The sequence below is a fragment of the Paenibacillus sp. FSL R5-192 genome, assembly GCF_000517845.1.
In the GTDB taxonomy this organism is placed as follows: domain Bacteria; phylum Bacillota; class Bacilli; order Paenibacillales; family Paenibacillaceae; genus Paenibacillus; species Paenibacillus amylolyticus.
In genome coordinates this window covers 1,240,017-1,259,921 of the sequence record NZ_ASPR01000014.1, presented here as the reverse complement: position 1 = coordinate 1,259,921, position 19,905 = coordinate 1,240,017, and the positions used below count along the sequence as shown (strand labels likewise).

General features: G+C 44.5%; 15 protein-coding genes. 4 read left to right on the top strand and 11 right to left on the bottom strand.

The window, feature by feature from the left end:
• Nucleotides 1-82 precede the first annotated feature (82 nt).
• From C161_RS13870 to C161_RS13850, 5 genes are all read right to left on the bottom strand, one after another.
• Nucleotides 83-685 carry a sugar O-acetyltransferase gene (locus tag C161_RS13870; RefSeq protein WP_143781417.1) on the bottom strand — a complete coding sequence of 201 codons (603 nt, stop codon included), beginning with the start codon at nt 683-685 and terminating at the stop codon, nt 83-85.
• Between the two features lie 38 nt (nt 686-723).
• A complete protein-coding gene (locus tag C161_RS13865; RefSeq protein WP_036670756.1) occupies nt 724-1,290 on the bottom strand; it encodes a sugar O-acetyltransferase in 567 nt (188 codons plus the stop codon).
• A gap of 218 nt (nt 1,291-1,508) precedes the next feature.
• Nucleotides 1,509-2,672 carry an MFS transporter gene (locus C161_RS13860; protein ID WP_036670755.1) on the bottom strand — a complete coding sequence of 388 codons (1,164 nt, stop codon included), beginning with the start codon at nt 2,670-2,672 and terminating at the stop codon, nt 1,509-1,511.
• A gap of 127 nt (nt 2,673-2,799) precedes the next feature.
• The gene (locus C161_RS13855) at nt 2,800-3,552 is read right to left on the bottom strand and encodes a TrmB family transcriptional regulator (RefSeq protein ID WP_036670754.1); all 753 of its coding nucleotides are present in this window, start codon (nt 3,550-3,552) and stop codon (nt 2,800-2,802) included.
• 87 nt (nt 3,553-3,639) lie between these two features.
• The gene (locus C161_RS13850; RefSeq protein WP_425435238.1) at nt 3,640-5,676 is read right to left on the bottom strand and encodes a catalase; all 2,037 of its coding nucleotides are present in this window, start codon (nt 5,674-5,676) and stop codon (nt 3,640-3,642) included.
• A gap of 206 nt (nt 5,677-5,882) precedes the next feature.
• Between C161_RS13850 and C161_RS13845 the strand changes: the two genes are divergently transcribed.
• Complete coding sequence (locus tag C161_RS13845; RefSeq protein ID WP_036608353.1) at nt 5,883-6,143, top strand: hypothetical protein; 261 nt, start codon at nt 5,883-5,885, stop codon at nt 6,141-6,143.
• 125 nt (nt 6,144-6,268) lie between these two features.
• On the opposite strand, the gene C161_RS13840 is transcribed toward C161_RS13845, so the two are convergent.
• Nucleotides 6,269-10,009: an alpha-L-arabinofuranosidase C-terminal domain-containing protein gene (locus C161_RS13840; RefSeq protein ID WP_036608355.1), complete on the bottom strand. Its 3,741-nt coding sequence runs from the start codon at nt 10,007-10,009 to the stop codon at nt 6,269-6,271.
• A gap of 385 nt (nt 10,010-10,394) precedes the next feature.
• On the opposite strand from C161_RS13840, the gene C161_RS13835 reads away from it, so the two are divergent.
• The gene (locus C161_RS13835; RefSeq protein ID WP_036670753.1) at nt 10,395-12,812 is read left to right on the top strand and encodes a family 43 glycosylhydrolase; all 2,418 of its coding nucleotides are present in this window, start codon (nt 10,395-10,397) and stop codon (nt 12,810-12,812) included.
• Between the two features lie 202 nt (nt 12,813-13,014).
• Here C161_RS13835 and C161_RS13830 read toward each other — a convergent pair whose 3' ends face one another.
• Entirely contained in the window at nt 13,015-13,569 is a 555-nt protein-coding gene (locus tag C161_RS13830; protein WP_036608360.1) for a helix-turn-helix domain-containing protein, read from the bottom strand.
• A gap of 130 nt (nt 13,570-13,699) precedes the next feature.
• Between C161_RS13830 and C161_RS13825 the strand changes: the two genes are divergently transcribed.
• Complete coding sequence (locus C161_RS13825) at nt 13,700-14,281, top strand: LysE family transporter (RefSeq protein WP_036670752.1); 582 nt, start codon at nt 13,700-13,702, stop codon at nt 14,279-14,281.
• Nucleotides 14,282-14,335: 54 nt separating this feature from the next.
• Here the strand turns inward: C161_RS13825 and C161_RS13820 are convergent, their stop codons facing one another.
• Nucleotides 14,336-15,313 carry an MBL fold metallo-hydrolase gene (locus C161_RS13820; protein WP_036670751.1) on the bottom strand — a complete coding sequence of 326 codons (978 nt, stop codon included), beginning with the start codon at nt 15,311-15,313 and terminating at the stop codon, nt 14,336-14,338.
• A 426-nt stretch (nt 15,314-15,739) separates the two neighbouring features.
• Between C161_RS13820 and C161_RS13815 the strand changes: the two genes are divergently transcribed.
• Entirely contained in the window at nt 15,740-16,717 is a 978-nt protein-coding gene (locus C161_RS13815) for an alpha/beta fold hydrolase (protein ID WP_036670750.1), read from the top strand.
• An 87-nt stretch (nt 16,718-16,804) separates the two neighbouring features.
• Here the strand turns inward: C161_RS13815 and C161_RS13810 are convergent, their stop codons facing one another.
• The 3 genes from C161_RS13810 to C161_RS13800 all read right to left on the bottom strand — a co-directional run bounded on the left by C161_RS13810 (nt 16,805) and on the right by C161_RS13800 (nt 19,900).
• On the bottom strand, nt 16,805-17,452 hold the full coding sequence (locus tag C161_RS13810; protein WP_036670749.1) for a hypothetical protein: 648 nt from the start codon (nt 17,450-17,452) through the stop codon (nt 16,805-16,807).
• A gap of 310 nt (nt 17,453-17,762) precedes the next feature.
• On the bottom strand, nt 17,763-19,244 hold the full coding sequence (locus C161_RS13805) for a DHA2 family efflux MFS transporter permease subunit (protein WP_047844296.1): 1,482 nt from the start codon (nt 19,242-19,244) through the stop codon (nt 17,763-17,765).
• Between the two features lie 68 nt (nt 19,245-19,312).
• Nucleotides 19,313-19,900, bottom strand: a complete 588-nt coding sequence (locus C161_RS13800) for a TetR/AcrR family transcriptional regulator (RefSeq protein WP_036670748.1) — start codon at nt 19,898-19,900, stop codon at nt 19,313-19,315.
• Nucleotides 19,901-19,905: the final 5 nt, after the last annotated feature.

Here is a 19,905-nt window from a genome sequence, read left to right as displayed (position 1 = left end):
TATTTTCAAAAAGAAACACCCGATGATACACATCGGGCATTCTCCATTAGCGACTATCACGTTGTTCACTATTTATTCTTCACTAGATGTTCCTCACTACATCCCTGCTGTACTTTGTTTTGTCTTCTTCCGTTATCTTGCGAAGGACCCTGCAAGGATTACCCGCAGCGATCGCACCAGACGGTATACTCTTGGTCACTACGCTCCCTGCGCCGATGATCGTATTATCTCCGATCGTCACACCTGCAAGAACTGTCACACCGCCACCGATCCATACATTATTGCCCACCGTGATGGGTCCAACGATCTCCAGACCTTCATTGCGCTGCTCAACATCATAAGGGTGGCCTGCAGTATAAAATCCACAATTGGGCGCAACAAAAACGTTATCTCCAAAACTGATTTTTCCTCCATCCAGCATGACAATATTATGATTGCTGTAGAAGTTCTCACCAATTTCAATATTATAGCCGTAATCACATACAAATGGCTGTTCAATCAGGAAACGATCCGTCGTTTTCCCCAGCAGTTTCTTGATCAACGCTTCTCTTTCATTGATCTTGGCTGGATGGAGCTGGTTATAATCGTAACAAAGTCCTTTGGCATGTAAACGCTCTTCAATTAACTCTTGATCATAATTGGCGTTATACAAGAGCCCTAATTGAGATTTTTCTTTTTCAGTCATCATTTCGTAAGCACTTCCCATCTTCTATCTAAAATAAATTAAAGCTCAATCTCTCTAATAATTCTAGCAGGATTACCGCCCACAATCATATTATCCGGAACATCCTTTGTAACCACAGACCCGGAAGCAATGACCACGTTGTCTCCAATGGTAACCCCCGGATTAATAACGGCTCTACCACCAATCCATACATTATTGCCAATCGTGACTGGCTTGCCATATTCTGCACCCGTATTGCGCTCATGCGGATGGAGTGGATGAGTAGCCGTATAGATATGTACATCTGGTCCCATTAAGCAATGGTCTCCAATACGAACTTCACACACATCTAATATCGTACAGTTAAAATTGCTATAAAAATGATTGCCTACATGAATGTTATATCCATAATCCACATGAATATTAGGTTCCATGCCCAGGTGTTCACCTGTAGATCCCAGCAGTTCCTTCAATAACTTGGTGCGAAGCTCACCATCCGTTTCCGTCGTTTGATTGAACGTCCGCGTCATTTTCCTTGCATACTCTCTGTCCTCAGACAATTGAAGATCCGAAGCCATGTACAGCTCGCCATCCAGCATTTTTTGTTTTTCCGTCTTCGTAGTCATGATCACCGCTCCCTCATTACACATCATGTAATTCAACATTAAATAATACTTTTAAAAACTCTTTTAATTATATAGATTAGTATGAATAAAGCAAGTCTGCTCGATATGAAAATGGTTTATTCTACTGACGCGTACTCTAGCGAAACAGCAAAAAAACCTCTACACCCATTAGACTATGGGAATGCAGAGGTTCAAGCTTTTTGTCTAATTTCTTTATTCTAAGCAACCGCCTGAACGGTTTTTTCCTTAACGCTAATGGCATAGATGGCAGTCACCAAACCAAGCAGAATCAGAACAGAACCAACCCATCCGGTGTTCAGAATCGATGAATGATCGATCACCATGCCGCCGATATAGGTACCCAGTGCAATACCTGCATGTGCAATACCTGAGTTGGTGCTGATTAGCGTTTCGGCTGTTTCCGGCGAAGTTTTGATAATCAGACTATTCTGCACAGGCGTAACGGTCCAACTCAGTGCACTCCAGATGCTTAACAATAACAAGAAGGCGATCAAAGGCAATCCCACACTGAACGGAATGACAGCCATACTCACGATAAAGGGAATCAGCACAATGATAATGGCTTTAGCAGGATGCAGACGATCGGATAACATGCCCCCGATTCCTCCCCCTGCAACAGCGGCGATCCCAAACATCATATAGATAAAGGTGACCATCGTCGCACTGGCACCCAGCGTTTCTTGCAAGAATGGCGTGAAATACGCATATAAAGTCAAATGACCCGCAAGCACAAGCAAAGTTGTAGCATGGATTGCCAACATTTTTGGATTCCACAGTGCCGTAAGCTGTTTCTTCAGGGATACAGCAGGAATAGGCTGTACACGATCCATCGCAATCCAGATGGCCACCATAACCACTGCTGTGAGAATAGCGATCAACATAAACACCTCACGCCAGCCTGCCAAGTTACCTACAAAGATTCCAAGAGGTACACCTAGGATAAGTGATGCACTGCCTCCCATGGTAATAATCCCCACGGCGCGTCCTTTATATTGTGGTTCCACAATACGTGCTGCAAGGGTCAGGGAGAGCACAAAAATAAGTGAACCCGTGGCGGCTCCGAGTGCTCTGCCCGCCATCAGCATATAAAAGCTGGAACTAAATGCAGAGATCAGATTACTGATCAGAAAAACAAACAGCGTACACATATATACCTTTTTACGCTCGAATCTGGCCGTCAAATTTAATAAAATCGGCGCAGACAACGCATAGACAAGTGAGAAAATAGAGATTAAATACCCCGCTTTGGCTAGGGAAAGATGAAGATCCGTAGCAATCAGGTCCAGAATCCCGCCCAAGATCAGTTCAACGGTTCCGACCACAAATGCTGCGATAGCAAGCACATATACTTTCTTATTCATTTTTGAATCCTCCTATAAAAGTTACAACTACGATAGTAACCCATAAGAATGAAAGTTTCAATAGTTATTTTCATGATTGTTTTCAAACAGAGATATAACAAAAAAACTATCCTCCAAGAGAATAGTTTTAATAGATTAATCTGGTGAGCAGTTTCTCGATTTCAGCATCCTGTAACAGTTGGTCACCGTATTTTTTGGTAATCTGAGTAAGGGCAACATCATGGTAGAAATAATCAGTCATCGCTTTGACAATCGGTTTGGACATCGTCTTGATCGCTCGCCATGAATCGTGCTCCACACCGGCAAACAGCAAATACGCATGATCCACAATAAGCAGCTGTGAAGGTTCTGGCGCATCAAGCAATGGAATCAACGAGTATATCCGGTTTAAGGATGTCTCCATTCCCCCAACGGCAAGCACTTCAACGTACACGCCCTGCTTTTCCTTCTGCTCCAGCAGTTCACGATATTTCTCCATTCGCTCATTCCAGGCCAGAAAAAGAATCGATGAATCTGCTTCCTCGATAAGCTGTTCGATATTCGATGCGATGGAAGACTCATCTTTTAACGTCCAGATATGTTCATCGGTGAATGTACGTTTGATTTTGTAACTCTTCAATTCCTCAATATCTTTCTCAAAATCAGCTTTAATCTTATGAATAATGGACTGAAGATCCACAGCCATATATAGTTTTTTCTTCCCATCCATCGTTGTCAGCACCGTTCCCTTGTCGATCAGGCGATTGAGCACTTCATAGATTTTGGCTTTGGGAACGTTGGAGTAATTTACAATCGATGTGGCATCAAGCGGTTCATCCTGGGCAAATATAGCCTCGTATACCTGACTTTCATATTGTGTAAACCCGAATTTCTGCAACATGGTTTGGATCGGCGCATCCCTTCTTAGTGTGTCTGGTCTATCTAGTTTAGACGCATGAACTTCCCATGTCCAGTTTATCCCACGTGGCTATGTCCGATCCCAAAAGCGCTGCTGGGTCATCGCTTGAATGAATTGCTCTGCAAACGCCGCAGGCTGCTGTTCCACAATGACGCCAGGTTTGCCTATAATGCCGACCGGCTGGATCACCGCTGCACCCGTCGGTGTAGCACCGATCGGTTTGAAATGATTGTACGTTTCGATCGCATAGGATCGGGTGTATTTCTGAACATAATCGTTTTCCTGCTGTCCTCCAACAATGAACAGACCATCATATACCAAGGGTGAGCCGGTCAAAAAGCTGTCGTCCACCTTGAGCTCCACATTCCCTGTTCCACGTACCACACCCTGTCTTTCATGTACAATGACCGGTTGAAGTCCCGCTCCCTTAAACTCTTCCAAAATGTATTGTGTGCTCGGGCCATCGAACCCTTCCCCAACAATCACTCCGACACGCAATGTCTTGGGAGAAAACACCGTATTTTCCATGCTGAGCGCAGGTGACGACTTCGTCACTGGAGATTCAGGGACGTTAGGTACATTGACTCCGAGTTCCACGGCCAGAATAGTCGCCAGCTCCGTGCTGATATGACCTAACATATTGACAACCTGCTGACGAATGGAAACATCCTTTACCTTCCCAAGTTCAAACGTGAGTGCTTGAATAATATGGCTTCTCTCCAAGCCTGTCATGCTATTCCAGAATAGACGTGCTTGCGAGAAATGATCCAGGAAGCTGGGTGCCGTTTTCCGTTCTTTAAGACCTTGCACTGGGGAAGGATATGTCACAAATCCCCCTTTTGTTCCCGGCACAGTATAAGGTGAGTTATTGGCAAGCGAATTGTCATGATAGGCGACTCTCCCCTGATCAATGGTATAGCGAGAGGCTCCATCTCTCTGGTTGTTATGTACAGGGCATATCGGACGATTGATCGGCAGTTCCTGATAATTTGTGCCAACCCTCGCCAATTGAGTATCCGTATACGAGAACAGTCGGCCTTGAAGCAGTGGATCATTGCTGAAGTCAATGCCACGTACAATGTTGCCTGGATGGAAAGCCGACTGTTCCGTTTCTGCAAATACATTCTCGACATTTTGGTTAATCGTCATTTTGCCAATGATTTGTACCGGAATGTCTTCTTCAGGCCATAATTTCGTTGCATCCAAAATATCAAAATCAAACTTGAATTCATCCGCTTCCTCCAAAACTTGTATTCCGAGTTCAAACTCGGCAAAATTGCCCGCATTGATGTTCTCCCAAAGATCCCTGCGATGAAAGTCCGGATCAGCACCTCCTAGCTTTTGAGCTTCATCCCACACAAAAGAATGCATGCCAAGTACGGGCCTCCAATGGAATTTCACGAATCTGGATTTGCCTTCATTGTTCACCAGTCGGAAGGTATGTACTCCAAATCCCTGCATCATTCGAAAACTCCGTGGTATCGTGCGATCCGACATAATCCACATGACCATAGCAGCCGACTCCTGGTTATTCGCAATGAAATCCCAGAAGGTGTCGTGTGCAGTAGAGCCCTGTGGAATTTCATTGTTAGGTTCCGGCTTTACCGCATGAATCAAATCCGGGAACTTAACTCCGTCCTGAATGAAAAAAACAGGTATATTGTTGCCAACCAAGTCAAAATTGCCTTCCTCAGTATAAAACTTCACGGCGAACCCACGTACATCCCGATTCGTCTCGTTAACCCCTTTGGAACCAGCAACTTCGGAAAAACGCACAAACAGCGGTGTTTTCACTCCTGGATTCTGAAGAAAATGAGCCATCGTTAACTCTTCAAGTGATTCATATAACTCAAATTCACCGTAAGCTCCATATCCGCGAGCATGCACAACTCTCTCCGGAATGCGTTCCCGGTCAAAGTGAGACAATTTCTCACGCATCAGAAAATCTTCAAGCAGCGTGGGTCCGCGATCCCCCGCTTTTAGCGAGTTGCTGTCATCTGATATTTTAACCCCTTCGTTGGAAGACATCTCTTTCCCGTTATTGTCCCGAAGAAAGGTGTTTCTTTGCTCAATCTTTTTATTCTCATCCATAGGTTCCTTGCTCATCCCAATCACCTCCAGAATATATGTATGGGATTGAAAATGCATTTATGAGTATCTGTTATACCTATGAATTGTTGTGAATTCCACAGGCACTAGATATAAATGGAAGGTGTTAACCCCATTTATTGCTCATGACGTCTTTTGTCTAGCACCTTCTACATCACATTGTCATTTACTATAAAGAATCTAATAGAAAAGAGATGATTAGTATGGCTCGTGTCAATGCTGTTCCGCAACCGGATCTGGTATTAATCTATTGGTCAAGAAATCCCCTCGTCCCTGGTTCTGCGCGCAGAATCCAAAGTGTGCGCGTGATTGGTAATACGTCTCCATGTACATTCACACTGGTTCCCGGTGCACGGCTAATCAATGCACTGAACTGTTTGCTGGACAATGATATTGGATTCAAAGTGGTCTACCGCCATAAAACGTCGGCAATCAGTGGCGTTCTGTTATTAAAACGCAAATAATCAGACCCAAAGAAATGGTGCCTTCCTTTAGGAGAGCACCATTTCTTCGTTCTTTGATCATCAATGGACAGATTTCGAACGCCAAAAAACCGCGATAAACGCGGTCTCTTGTTCACGATATGAATTTAATTCAGAATATCCATCACCAATACATTCACTGAATGAGCTGTTAAGTTAACGACCACCGATGTATCCGACAGTGTAATCTCCTGTTCTTGGGGAACCACTTTCTCATCATTCTTCTGATTCACATTCGGAATATGCACCAAATGATCCTCTCCAGTAAGTGTGATCAGTCTGGCTGAAGCATCTACCTTCAGATCCTGAAGGCAAATCCGGGTTGATTTATCTACACCATCTGCATTCACCAGTTTCACATACACATGCCGTGCGTCCTTCGTAACAGAGTGGAATACTTCCCGGTTGTAAGCTTCCAGCTTGTAATCCAGAACCTTGCTGGTATTACGTCCGTCTGTATAGGAGCAAACCAAATTCTTTCCTGTATCTCCACCATAGTTAACCGTAATTGTATAATCGGTTCCATTCTCGAGTGGTTCATAGTTGGCCGCTCTCAGGTTACCTGCTGCCGAGCTGGATGAATAGTCTCCCAGTGTATAACCCTCAATCCCTTGTTTGTACACCTTCACGCCTGTTGCGTTCCCGCCGTAACTAATTGCGTACTCAATGACATCCTTGTTCTCAGGCGAGATATCCGTCAGTCCCACACCGATGTAAAAACCATCCTCACCTGAAATTCTTTCAGCCTCAACGTGAACTTTGTAATTGGTCCATTCGTCATTCAGCAGATACAATCCATTCAATCCACTTGATTGTGCCTTCAAAATGAGTCCTTTTCCTGCGGTTAACGCATATCCTTCCGATCCGGGAATCTGTCTCCATGCCTCACTAGGCTCTGTACGTTCCCTGAAATCTTCATCAAACATCAAACTGCCATCCACATTGGACGTCACTGTAACTCGTTTCACCACGATGTCTGCATGACCCGTTGCAATCTCGATACCTCCACGAGGAATGAGATTCAACGGTTTGCCTTTGCTATAGGTGGAGAATGAAGTCTCAAGCACCTGATCCCCTACATATTTTGCAAAAAGCTGCTGTACATAATAATTCGGTGTATACCACACGGTTTCATCATCAAACCAGATGCAGTCTGGCGTCCAGCGGTAAGTACCGTCCGTTAGTACTTTGTTGAACAATGGCGCATAGGCAGCCAAACGCACAACGTCCGCGTTATTTTCAAATCCAGTCATGATCGCAGCTTCTGCAACCGCTCCTGCCAGCGTGTTTTTGTCCGTGGAAGCATATTCTCCAACAAATACTTTGGATGTTTCTTTCCAATCGATACTTCCATCTTCAAGATAAGCCCGGTCATAGTAGTTGTAGCGATCTACGTTATTCAGCAAATATTCATTGGATCGGTAGTAGTGCTCATCTGCAATGGTGTCCATGTAATTGTCCTGATTCTCATACCAGGTTACCGTCTCCTCAATCACCTCAGCACCATCTGCAAAAGCAACCTGAGCTGACCCGGTGAGGTTCCCACTGAGGAATTTCCATCCTTCTTGGTACGCATCATCATCCGCCTGAGCTCCAACCGTCGAGATAATGTGCAGCTCATGATCAGGATAGTTCTGTTTCATGTACTCATCTATCGAACGTTTGAATACTTCGAAGTTGGCAAAAAATTCAGTGCCCCAGTTCTCATTGCCTACGCCCAGATAACGAAGATCAAACGGTTCAGGATGTCCCATCTCGCTTCGTACCGCTGCCCATTCGTTGTGTTCAAAGTCTGTACTGAGCGCAAAGTCAATCAGATCTGTAAAGTTGCGGATATAATAATCCCTTAAAGCGCCACCCGCAGGGTGAGCATAGTCCGAGCGCGCCTGACACAACACACCGCAAGCCATGACTGGAACCGGAGCGGCATTGAGATCTTCCGCCAGTTGGAAGTACTCCATATAACCAAGCCCCATCGTCATCATGTAACCCCAGACATTATAATTTTCTTTGCGGAGCTCAACCGGACCCACAGAATCCTTCCAGTCATATACGTTATCCCAGATAAAAGATCCCTCCGAGATACATCCTCCCGGAAAACGCAGGAACTTCGGATGCAGATCTGCGAGTGCCTGGATTAGATCTTTTCTCAATCGATAGTTCGGGTTACCTGTGTAGTTAGCATGTGCCGTAGCCGATATTCCCTCTTCTGTCGGATCAGCTCCCCATACATTCTGAGGGACTAGGGACACCATATCGATGGAGATGTCACCTGCAAACGTAAGTGCCAGTTGACCAAGTACAGTCTCCGTTCCGATCAGAGACAAACCGTATTTCTTCCATGTGTTCCCGCCTTCAACATGCAGCGTTACCGAATCACTGATGGAAGTGTCACTTCCATCCTGCAATTGAACAGTGATCGTTCCTGCCAATTCTGCTTTTGCCCATACGGTAAAGTCATATGATTCACCCTGCTTGATGGACATGGCACAATGCTGGTTGGAGTCTGAGAATCCACGATTCCGAATCGTAGCCCCATCCTGAACCGTTACATAATAAGCATTTACTTCAGGGTCTTCCACGTTAAAATGAACGTTTAGTCCATCCGTATGCTGTACGCGCATTTTCTCGGTGTCGCCTGACCAGGCAAACAAAGGTTCACGATTTCGACCTGTCGAACAACCACATTCTCCAGAGTCATGCGAGTACGTATCAAATGCAAAAGACTCAAATGATCGATTCTGAACAAGCTCTGCATAGATTCCGCCATCTGCCGCGTTGTTAATATCCTCGTAGAAAAGTCCATACATGACTTCACTGATATCCGCCACCTTCTGATCTCCATGGATAGTGACCGTGTAAGGCGGGAGATGCGCTGGCACAACAGACACGTCAAAGCTTTGGCTCAGCTTACGATCACCTCTGTTCAGAAGCGCACGGAGCGTAACCTCTTGTGCTGATGTGATCATCTGAACTTCCCCGCTCTCGGACAAGACTTCCGGCTTACTGGAGCTCCATTCAACAGACACTTTACCACCCAGCAAGTCTGCAGGTAATGATACATCCTTGGTGATGATTCGGTTGGGGAAGGACAAGTACTTGTCCGCCGCAAGCTTCACAATCGCTTCATCTGTCAGTGACTCACACATCACTTCAATGACTTCATCCATGGTGAGTGCTGCCCCATAGATCCGAAAGTCGGATAACGAACCTGCAAAATCCACATCCGGTGCATACTGGGAACGTCCAATATAATTCCGGCTATAATTCTCAGGATCGGTGAACGAATCAAACCATTCGCGCAATTTGGCATAATTGCCGCTCGACGTCTGACTGATCGAGCCGTCTGCGGCCTTCTCCCCGTTCACATACACAATTGGACCCGCACTGCTCAACGTTCCCCCTTGGCTACCTGCCACGGAGAGCGCAATATGCAGCCATTCTCCACTTGCAACTCCTCCACTTGGGTGGACAACCAGATTATCTCCGGCGTATAACGTACCCAGAAGCTGACGTGTCAAAAATAAATACGGCCCCTTCTCCCCTTTACCAAAGTCAAAAATGCGTTCCCACACATTAGACCCCTTGCCCAGAAACACCCAAGTGGCAATCGTGATTCCCGTGTTATCGCTTACATCACGAAGCAGATTCGAGGGTAATTGCAGATAAGAAGTTCCATTCGCTCCCCCGTTGAAAGTCACCGCCGTTCTGCCTTTCAACTCGGATATCACAGGCGGGATCTCGCCTTTGGTTATACCATCATGGCCCTTACCGGAGCTGTCCTTCCCGATCTGAACGGTATCTTCAAACGTGTATTGTGCAATTAATTGATTTTGATATGTGCTCATGTTCTTACCTCCTATGTAGTTGGGAATTGTCGGTTCACGCTTTTGATTCGCATTAATATAAAATGATTGATAAATAGTTAAACACATTTCTTAAACGTAATAATATCGCATCATCGATCCCCATTTCAATCCTAAATTTGAGAAAGACAACTGGTTTATTTGAATGTAATGACCTTTATCGGCTCTTCCCGTCTCTTATTTATTTTTCATTTTACTCTTATAAACATTAGATTTATGGTTTACAAACATATAAATCAATTGATAATATAACAAATGAAAGCGCTTGATATAATGAAATACTCAAAGGAGGTCTGCCGAACCTTTTATCGTGTGTTGCCAAGTATCGGTTGATTTTTCATTCCGGGGAATAGGAAAGGGGAAACGTATGAAACGTTATTGGGTTCGCGTACTTAACATTTCTGTACTAAGCACCACTTTACTTACTGCAACAACTTTGGCACCGGTCTCGGTGTTCGCAAATGGTTCAGGGGCAACCGTGGGTAACTCGCAGAGTTCCACCACACCTATCGCTAATTCTGCTCCAACATTTAAAAATGTTTCCGTTCATGACCCTTCTGTCATTAAGGTGGATGATACGTTTTATATTTTTGGTTCACATCTGCAAGTGGCTAAGTCCAAAGACTTTCTGAACTGGGATCTGGTCGCCTCCGGCGTTACAGATAACAACCCTGTTGTCCCCAATGTAACCAAGGAATTCGCTGAAGCGTTGGAGTGGGCGCAGACGGATACGTTATGGGCAGCAGATGTCATTCAATTGGCGGATGGCAAGTTTTATATGTACTACAATGCTTGTAAAGGGGACTCTCCGCGATCAGCGCTCGGCATTGCTGTCGCAGACAATATCGAAGGCCCTTATAAGGATCAAGGCATTCTGTTGAAATCCGGCATGTGGGATCAGATCAGTGAGGATGGTACCATTTACGATGCAACGATTCATCCCAATGTGGTCGATCCGGATGTCTTTTATGATAAAAACGGCAAGTTATGGATGGTGTATGGCTCGTATTCAGGAGGGATTTTCATTCTGGAGATGGATGCAACGACAGGTAAACCACTGCCAAATCAAGGTTATGGCAAAAAGCTGACCGGAGGCAATCATAGTCGTATTGAAGCCCCTTATATGCTCTACAGTCCCGAAACTGATTATTATTATCTGTACCTGTCTTACGGTGGGCTAGGTGCTGATGGAGGATACAACATTCGCGTAGCCCGCTCCCAAACACCGGATGGACCTTTCCTCGATGCGGAAGGAAACGATATGATCAACGTTAAAGCGGACAAGGATAAACCGTTGTTTGACGATCGTTCTATTGAGCCATTTGGAGTCAAATTGATGGGGAACTTCCTGTTCGAGAGACAGATCGGTGATCCGGGCACAGGCCTAGGTAGCGGTTATGTATCGCCAGGGCATAACTCTGCTTATGTTGATCCGGAGACTGGCAAACAATTTCTCATCTTCCATACCCGCTTTCCAGGGCGTGGCGAAGAGCATGAAGTTCGCGTGCATGAGATGCATATGAATGCAGATGGTTGGCCCGTTGTTTCTCCATATCGCTATGCGGCTTTGGGAGAAGTTACCACGCAGCTGACAACTCAGGAGATCGCTGGTCAGTACCAATGGGTGAATCATGGTAAGGACATCACGGCGGACATCAAGCCATCCCAGACCGTTCAGTTCACGGCAGATGGGCAGATTCATGGTACCGTGACAGGAACATGGAGTCTTGGCGCAGACAACAAGGTTCAGATCACATCGAATAACGTTGAGTACAAAGGCGTTTTCACACATGAATGGAATTCGGAATCTCAAAGTACGGTTCTGACCTTTAGCGCGCTCTCATCCTCCGGAATTGCCATCTGGGGAAGTCAAAGTGTTGAACGGAGTGATCAGGACATTGTAGATGCGGTGAAAAAGGACCTGAGCATTAGCAGTACGGATCATGTGTTCTTCAACCTATCTCTGCCTACCAAGGGAACAAGTGATGCAGAGATTACGTGGAAAAGCTCCAATGCTTCGGTTCTATCCACTACAGGTGTAGTACAGCGACCTCGCGCCGGTAAGGGAGATGCCAAAGTGAAATTAACCGCAACGATTCGTAAAGGAACTGCGGTAAGCTCCAAAACGTTTAACGTTATCATTCCACAGCAAGCGGTAAGCCCATTGCTCGGGGAGTATACTTTTGAACACAAGAAAATTGGCAAAGTCGCACAGGATTACAGTAAAAACGGATATCACGGACAAGCCTTTAACGTGATCAGTTCTGCTGCTAGTGGCAAAAATCAGGCTGCTACATTCAATGGGACAGACAGTTACATTCAGTTACCTGGACTCATTACAGATACAACGGATTTCACGTTTAGCGCCTGGGTCAATTGGGACGGTGGCGGATCCTGGCAGCGTATTTTCGACTTTGGAAATGGTTTGACAAGGCATATGTTCCTTACTCCCTCCCAACATAATGGGGCATTACAATTCACCATTCATAATGAGGGACGGGATCAGAGCCTGATTGCAGCAAATCCGCTGCCTTCCAAAGAGTGGGTTCATGTCGCTGTAACCCTTCAGGGTGATGTGGGCACTCTATATGTGAATGGTACATCGGTTGCAAGCAGCTCTGAGATTACTTTTAACCCGAAAGATCTGCAGGTAACGGAAGCTTATGTAGGCAAGAGTCGTTATACGTCTGATCCGTTCTACAAAGGCAGTCTGGATAACGTAAGAGTGTATGATAAAGCATTAACAGCCAAGGAAATACAGCGTCAGGCCAAAGAAAAACCATAAGTTAGAGTCCCCTTCGCTAGAGGTTGGGGGCTCCATAGTGCAGACATCAATAAAGCAGCCAATGTTTTGAACTGAACCCTTTGTGAGACACGACTAACGAGGGAGTTGCAGTTCATTACATCAGGTTGCTTTATTGTCATTCCTTTCATGTATGCATTTATTCGTTCATCGTTCGTTACATTCACAGATGGATCTTTGCATCTCACTTCGAATAATGAATGACCATGTTGAATTTGTTCGTCTTAGCACCGGAGTTAACGTAGGCGTGAGGCTTGTCCGCTCCAAAACGGATCGACTCCCCTGAACTCACCGTATAATCTTCCGCCCCTACTCTAATCGTAACTTCACCTTCAAAGACCGTAATAAACTCTTCCGTACCTTCGATATGCGGTTCAGCTTTCAACTCAGACTTGGGGTCCATCTCCATCATATATATTTCAAAGCGGCGTCCTTCTTCAAAAGGAAAATGCGGATAAATCCGAACCCTTCCCTCATCCTCCATCAATACTTGAATATCATCCCCCGTTACAACGGTTGTATCTGACTTCGGCTCGTGAATCAAAGCAGTAAAGGAAGTTTTCAGGCCATTAGCAATCTTCCATACGGTTGCAATGGATGGATTGGATTCACCACGTTCAATCTGACCAAGCATGGTCTTGCTAATACCAGACATTTCGGCGACCTTGTCCAGACTGAGTTTTCTTTGTTCCCTAAGCTGTTTCAGGTTCTGAGCAAGAATACTATTAATGTTTTTCAAAAATCCATCCTCCTCATTTCATAATTTTGTTGTGCTATATAACGTACATGTTGTACAATAATAAAGATCGTACGCTATAACGTACATTTTAGTTCATTATATCACACAACTAAGAAGACGTGGAGGAACCATGAACATTATACCTTTAGTGACCTATGCAATCATCGCTTCATTTACACCCGGACCCAACAACATCATTTCCATGACGCATGCCAGAAATCAGGGGTTCCTCAAGACCCTTCCGTTTATTAGTGGAGTTGCAGCCGGCTGCCTGCTAATTATGTTTCTGTCCAGTTATTTCAACCTTATTCTTCATCAATATATTCCTAGGATCAAACCCGTCTTAAACGTGTTAGGGTGTGTGTATATGCTCTATCTGGCGCTCAAAATCATGCGAAGTAAACCTGCAGATTCGGAAGAAAACAAGGTCAATCATTATTCATTTCTATTTGGGTTCACCCTGCAATTCATCAATCCCAAAGTCATTCTGTATGGGCTTACTGCCATATCCGTTTTTGTTCTGCCTCTTGGGCAGTCCCATGTTCATTTAATTGTATTTTCCTTGCTGCTCACCTTCATCGGTATTAGTGCCAATATGACCTGGGCGTTCGGTGGCATGTTATTCCAGAGCTTTTTATTAAGATACGAGCGTCCTGTTAATATCGTCATGGGTATGTTGTTAATTTACAGTTCACTATCAATCCTGATGTAAAATGTAATAGAAAAAGCGTCCACTCATTCAATGAGCTGAACGCTTTTATTTTTTTCATCCTAATTCCGGTCTCCACCATGGATGTGTAGGGTAATGCTCCGTATGAAGCACAACCTTCTCGCCGATTTTGGGAGTTGCAATCTTAACTTTCAAAGCATGTGCAGCCTTCGTAATCCGTTCGACTGGTTCATTCCAGGCATGATAGGCAAGCGTAAATGCGGCCCAATGAATCGGAATAAGCAACTTACCCCCTACATCCAAGTGTGCTTGCACTGTTTCTTCCGGCATCATGTGAATGTTGGACCAACGCTCGTCATATTGCCCACACTCCATCAAGGTCAGGTCAAATGGACCATATTTACTGCCAATTTCCTTGAAATGAGGACCGTATCCGCTGTCCCCACTAAAGAACACCTTCGTATGTTGTCCAGCGATAACCCACGAACACCATAAAGTAGAATTACGGTCGAATAATCCTCTGCCAGAGAAATGTCTTGCTGGCGTGCAAGCGAATGTTAAACCTTTGAACGATAACTCATCCCACCAGTTATGTTCGGTAATCTGTTCCGAAGGCACACCCAGTTGAATCAGACGACGACGTACCCCAAGCGGTACGATAAATCGCTTTGTTTTATCCTTCAATCTACGAATGGAGTCATAATCCAGATGATCATAATGGTCATGCGATATAATGATTGCATCCAGCGTTGGGAAATCCTCCGGTTGAATCGGTAGATTGGTGCTGTAACGTTTGGTACCCACCCAGGATACGGGTGATGGACGATTGCCCAGCATCGGATCAAAGAGCAACCTGTGCCCTTCAATTTCAAGCAAAAAGGCCGAATGACCGAACCATGTAACCTGTGGATTATCGGATGCACTGAAGGTTTCAGCAGGTTCACATATCTCCATAGGCATCGTACCAGATGGCCTCCGCTCTACATTGCCACGCATGGAATCTCTCAATATACTGATCAGGGACTTGAAGTTCATGCCTGCTGATGTCGGGAGCTGATTTTCGTATTTTGTCATTATACATACCTTCTGTTCTATATAATCAATCTAGGTTCAACTTTTGATTAAGATATATTCAACTATATCAGTTGAACTACACATTAACACTAGAACGTAGAGGACAGAAATAACCTGAAGAAGCGGAGCGTTCGCCTTTATCACCAGATTTTCACCTTTATAAAAGTGAATCAAAAAAATCTGGGGATAACAGCGATCGGAAGGTTATTCTGTCATCGGAGTGAGCAGTGTAAATATTCTTTAGTTCAACTTATATCGTAGCTATATATTAATTCATTGGCCGTTGATATACAATTTTCACTAGAACACGCCCATTCCCCATGATCGGAAATAAATTCAATTAAGATAGAATTAAGACTCTGTTTTCTCTCCTATAAGATTGGGCATATATAATAGAGAAAATACATGGAGAGTATGTGAGAGAACATGAAGAAATGGCGCAAAAGATTAGTTAAGTTTTTGATATTCGACCTGGCGATAGTTCTGTTGCTTCTGGGTACTGGCGTGATCTACCAACAAGTGGGTTTAAGGCAGGATGCCAAAACACTCGTCCCCCCTGGTAAGCTGTACGAAGTCCATGGAGACAATATGCATCTATATACTGGTGGAGAAGGCGATGTAACAGTCTTACTCGCCTCTGGCTGGGGGACCGCTAATCCCTATGTAGATTATTATCCATTATATGAAAAGCTTGCTCCAAACACAAAATTCGCTATATATGACCGATTTGGCTATGGGTATAGTGATCAGACCGATAAAAAACGTGATGTCGATACCGTAGCTGAAGAATTACATGAGTTGTTGCAGGTATCTGGACAGAAGCCACCTTATGTATTAGTTGGACATTCACTCGGCTCGCTGGAAACCATTCGTTTCGCACAAAAATACCCGGATCTCGTCAAGGGTATCGTCATGATTGATGGCGGAAGCCCCGAATATTATTCGAATGACGATGACTCTTTGGCAGACACAATTGGTGGTTTTGCGAATAAATTCCGTATCCAAACCGGACTATTCCGCCTCTCCATGCAATCTGATATGGTTGTCGAAACTTCTAATGCCAATCGTAATGAACTGAAACTTGTACCCGATGATCTGAAAAAATTGGATACAACTGCGCTGTTGCACAACTATGGTAATGTGAACACGTTGGATGAATTACGTGAGATAGCTGCCAATGCCAAAGTGGTTGTAAATCACAAGCAAACCTTACCGTTTCCACTCACCATACTGACGGCTGATTACCTTGGTGCAAGTGAACCCGAATGGGATAAATCCCAAGTAGAGTTCAAATCCTGGTCAGATGATTCTAAACAGGTAACCATTAAAGATACCGATCATTACATCCATCAATATCGCCCTGATATCGTTGCGGATGAGATATTGGCCCTGGTAAAGAAGTAACGTACACTCTGCAAAAGTAAGACTATGTTATATCATAAAAGAAACCCCAAAGATTCTCTAATATCTTTGGGGTTTCTTTTATGTGATTTATTGTGCTATCGCCAGTCTTGGCCGTTGGGACCTGAAATCGCTGAAAGCTTGTTCGATCTCTAATGAAGTCAACTGGTGACGATAAAAGTACTGTTTCATCGCCTCCATTTCGGTTCGATCGCCATTGTAGATGTTATCAATTCTTCGAATGACCTGGTTATATAAGTTCTCACGTCTGGAGTTTACAGGCTCACACAACCAAAAGTTCGTTCTTTTCACATCACCTGTCTTGGTCCAGAGCAGATTCTCATAACGGATGACATCCCAGTCCCAATATCCAGCATGAATCTGCTGAAGTTCCGTCGTAAACATATCGTATATCAAGTTGGGAGGAATGTGTCCATAGGTTACACGGTACTCTTTCAGTTTGAATGCTTCAATCCACTCTGTCAGGGTGTACTCCCCTGGTGAATACGCATACAATTTAGGTGCATAAGAATTACTCTGCAATGCCCTAAGTGCCTCACTTTCCATCTCCCCATCCAATCTTGCCCGTGAAGCATATACCTTGAGACAATAGTCTTGCAATCTATATACAACCGAGCTATTACTAATAAGCGATGCCTGTAGAGTGAGATGGCCGTTTTTTTCGTAGTGCAACAGCATCTGTTCAATGTTATTACCAATGGGATTGATGATGATCATAATGAAGTCTCCTTGATTAAAAATAAAATATAAACCGTTTTCGAATTGGTTAAAAATTGTACTATTACATTCTATATTACCCTTTTATATTAGTATGAACATATACAATTTTGCCGGAACATGAAGTATTTGCTCTGAAATTCATTCTTTAAACCGCTGTATTCCGGCTACATTTTTACTCTAAAGGCTGTAACCCGTTTCACGTCAACACCAAAAAAGATAGAATAAGTACGCAAAAAAGCGATGCGTCCCTAAAGTTAAGGATACATCGCTCTTATACAATATCTAATTATTATTGTTAGTTAATGGATTAATGCATAGGACCTTGTTGTCCTGGCGTTGATCCTACTTTGACCCGTTTCACGAAGAGTGAAGTAATCAGACCGATAATCGACAGAACTAATGCGAATACAAACGCATTCTGTACACCTGACGTGAAACCTGCCAGTTGATTTTCTGGACTTTCCGGGTTCGCCACTCCGCTCAAAAAGCGGGATTGTCCTGCGCTCAGTATACTTACCGCAACAGCCGTACCGATCGCTCCGGATACCTGTTGCAACGTATTCATGATGGCAGTACCGTGAGGATAATACTCACGTGGCAATTGGTTCAGACCATTCGTCTGTGCAGGCATCATAATCATCGAGATTCCGACCATCATGAACACATGCAGCGTAATAATTTTGGCCAGTGTTGTTGTAGGTGTAATTCCAGTGTACATGAAGAGTACAACCGTTACGACAGCCAGACCAATAATCACAAGCCACTTCGGACCAAACTTGTCAAACAGTCGGCCCATGACCGGAGACAGTAAACCATTCAGCAGACTACCCGGCAATAGAACCAGTCCGGCAGTTAACGCTGTAACGGCCATACCTTGTTGCAGATACATTGGCAGGATCAGCATGGATGACAGCATCATCATCATACAGATGAATATCAGGATCAAGCCAATCGTAAACATCGGATATTTGAACGCTCGCAAATCCATCATTGGCTGTTTCATTCTCAACTGACGGATACTGAATAACAGCAAGGACAACACACCAATAACGAGAGTGGCAACAACGACCGGACTCGTCCAGCCTCCACCAGTTTCTCCATGTCCCCCTGCACTACTGAAGCCGTATACGATACCACCAAAACCAAGGGTAGAAAGGATAATGGACAGTACGTCAATTTTGGGCTTGGTCAATTTCGAAATATTTGGCAAGAACAACAAGCCGCATACCAGTGAGATAATGAAGAACGGCAAGGAGATCCAGAAGATCCAATGCCAGCTCAGATTAGCCAGAATCAGACCGGAGATACTCGGACCGCTTGCTGGTGCAAACATAATAACCAAACCAATCAATCCCATGGCAGCACCACGTTTTTCAATCGGGAAAATAACCAATATGGTGTTAAACATCAGTGGCAACAATAGCGCTGTACCTATCGCCTGCAGTACCCGTGCCACCAACAGAATTTCGAAGCTAGGTGCAAGTGCAGCAACAAATGTTCCTGCAATCGAGAAAATCAAAGATGTTGTAAACAACTGTCTAGTGGTAAACCACTGCAACAGCATACCGGATACCGGTACCAGGATTCCCAACACAAGCAAGTAACCTGTAGTTAACCATTGAATCGTTGTAGGACCTACTTCCAGTAGAGCCATAAGTGGCGTCAATGCCACGTTTAATGCCGTTTCTCCAAACAGACCAATAAAGCCGCTCAGTAGCATCGCGAACAAAATCGGAAATACCTTGTATTGCTTTGTTTCTTGTTGATTCTGTGCAGAATCAGCCTTCATGGAAACCTCCACGATCCCATCCTCCTCAAACGTATCGAACTTTCTTTTTCTCTGTCTCTTGGTATAAATTATTGAATCTGTTTGGCGTTCTTCGTCACAACCGACAAATACTCAGCAGCCGTCAGCAGAGGCTGTTTATCCTGATTCGTCAGGCTGATAATCAGTGCTCCCTCCATCAAAGAAATGATCAGAAGTGCCGTCTCCCGCGCCTTCTCTTCACCAACGCCATCCAGAATCAGTTGTTTCTTAATGACATCCTGCCAATCTGCAAATACACCCTGACATGCAATACGCAACTGCTGACTAATACACGATGTCTCCACAGCTGCCCAGAAGCTGAATGGCAGAAATCCGGTAAACCCGGCTGCTTCTGTTTCATGAGCCAAATCATGAATAAATCTCTGAATGGCATCCCCCGTATTGTCGTGGGCTGCAAATGTTTTCTCAAATGTCTGCAAGATATGTTCATTGGCTTTTTGAATACACTCGTGCGCGAGCTCTTCCTTGCCTTGCGGGAAATAATGATACAACGACCCTTTCGGCGTACTACTCTCTTTGATGATCTGATTCAGACCAGTCGCATGATATCCTTGTGAAAAAAACAGTCTCGCTGCTGTGCTGACAATAGACTCTCTAGCATTAGACTTTTCACTCAACGAAA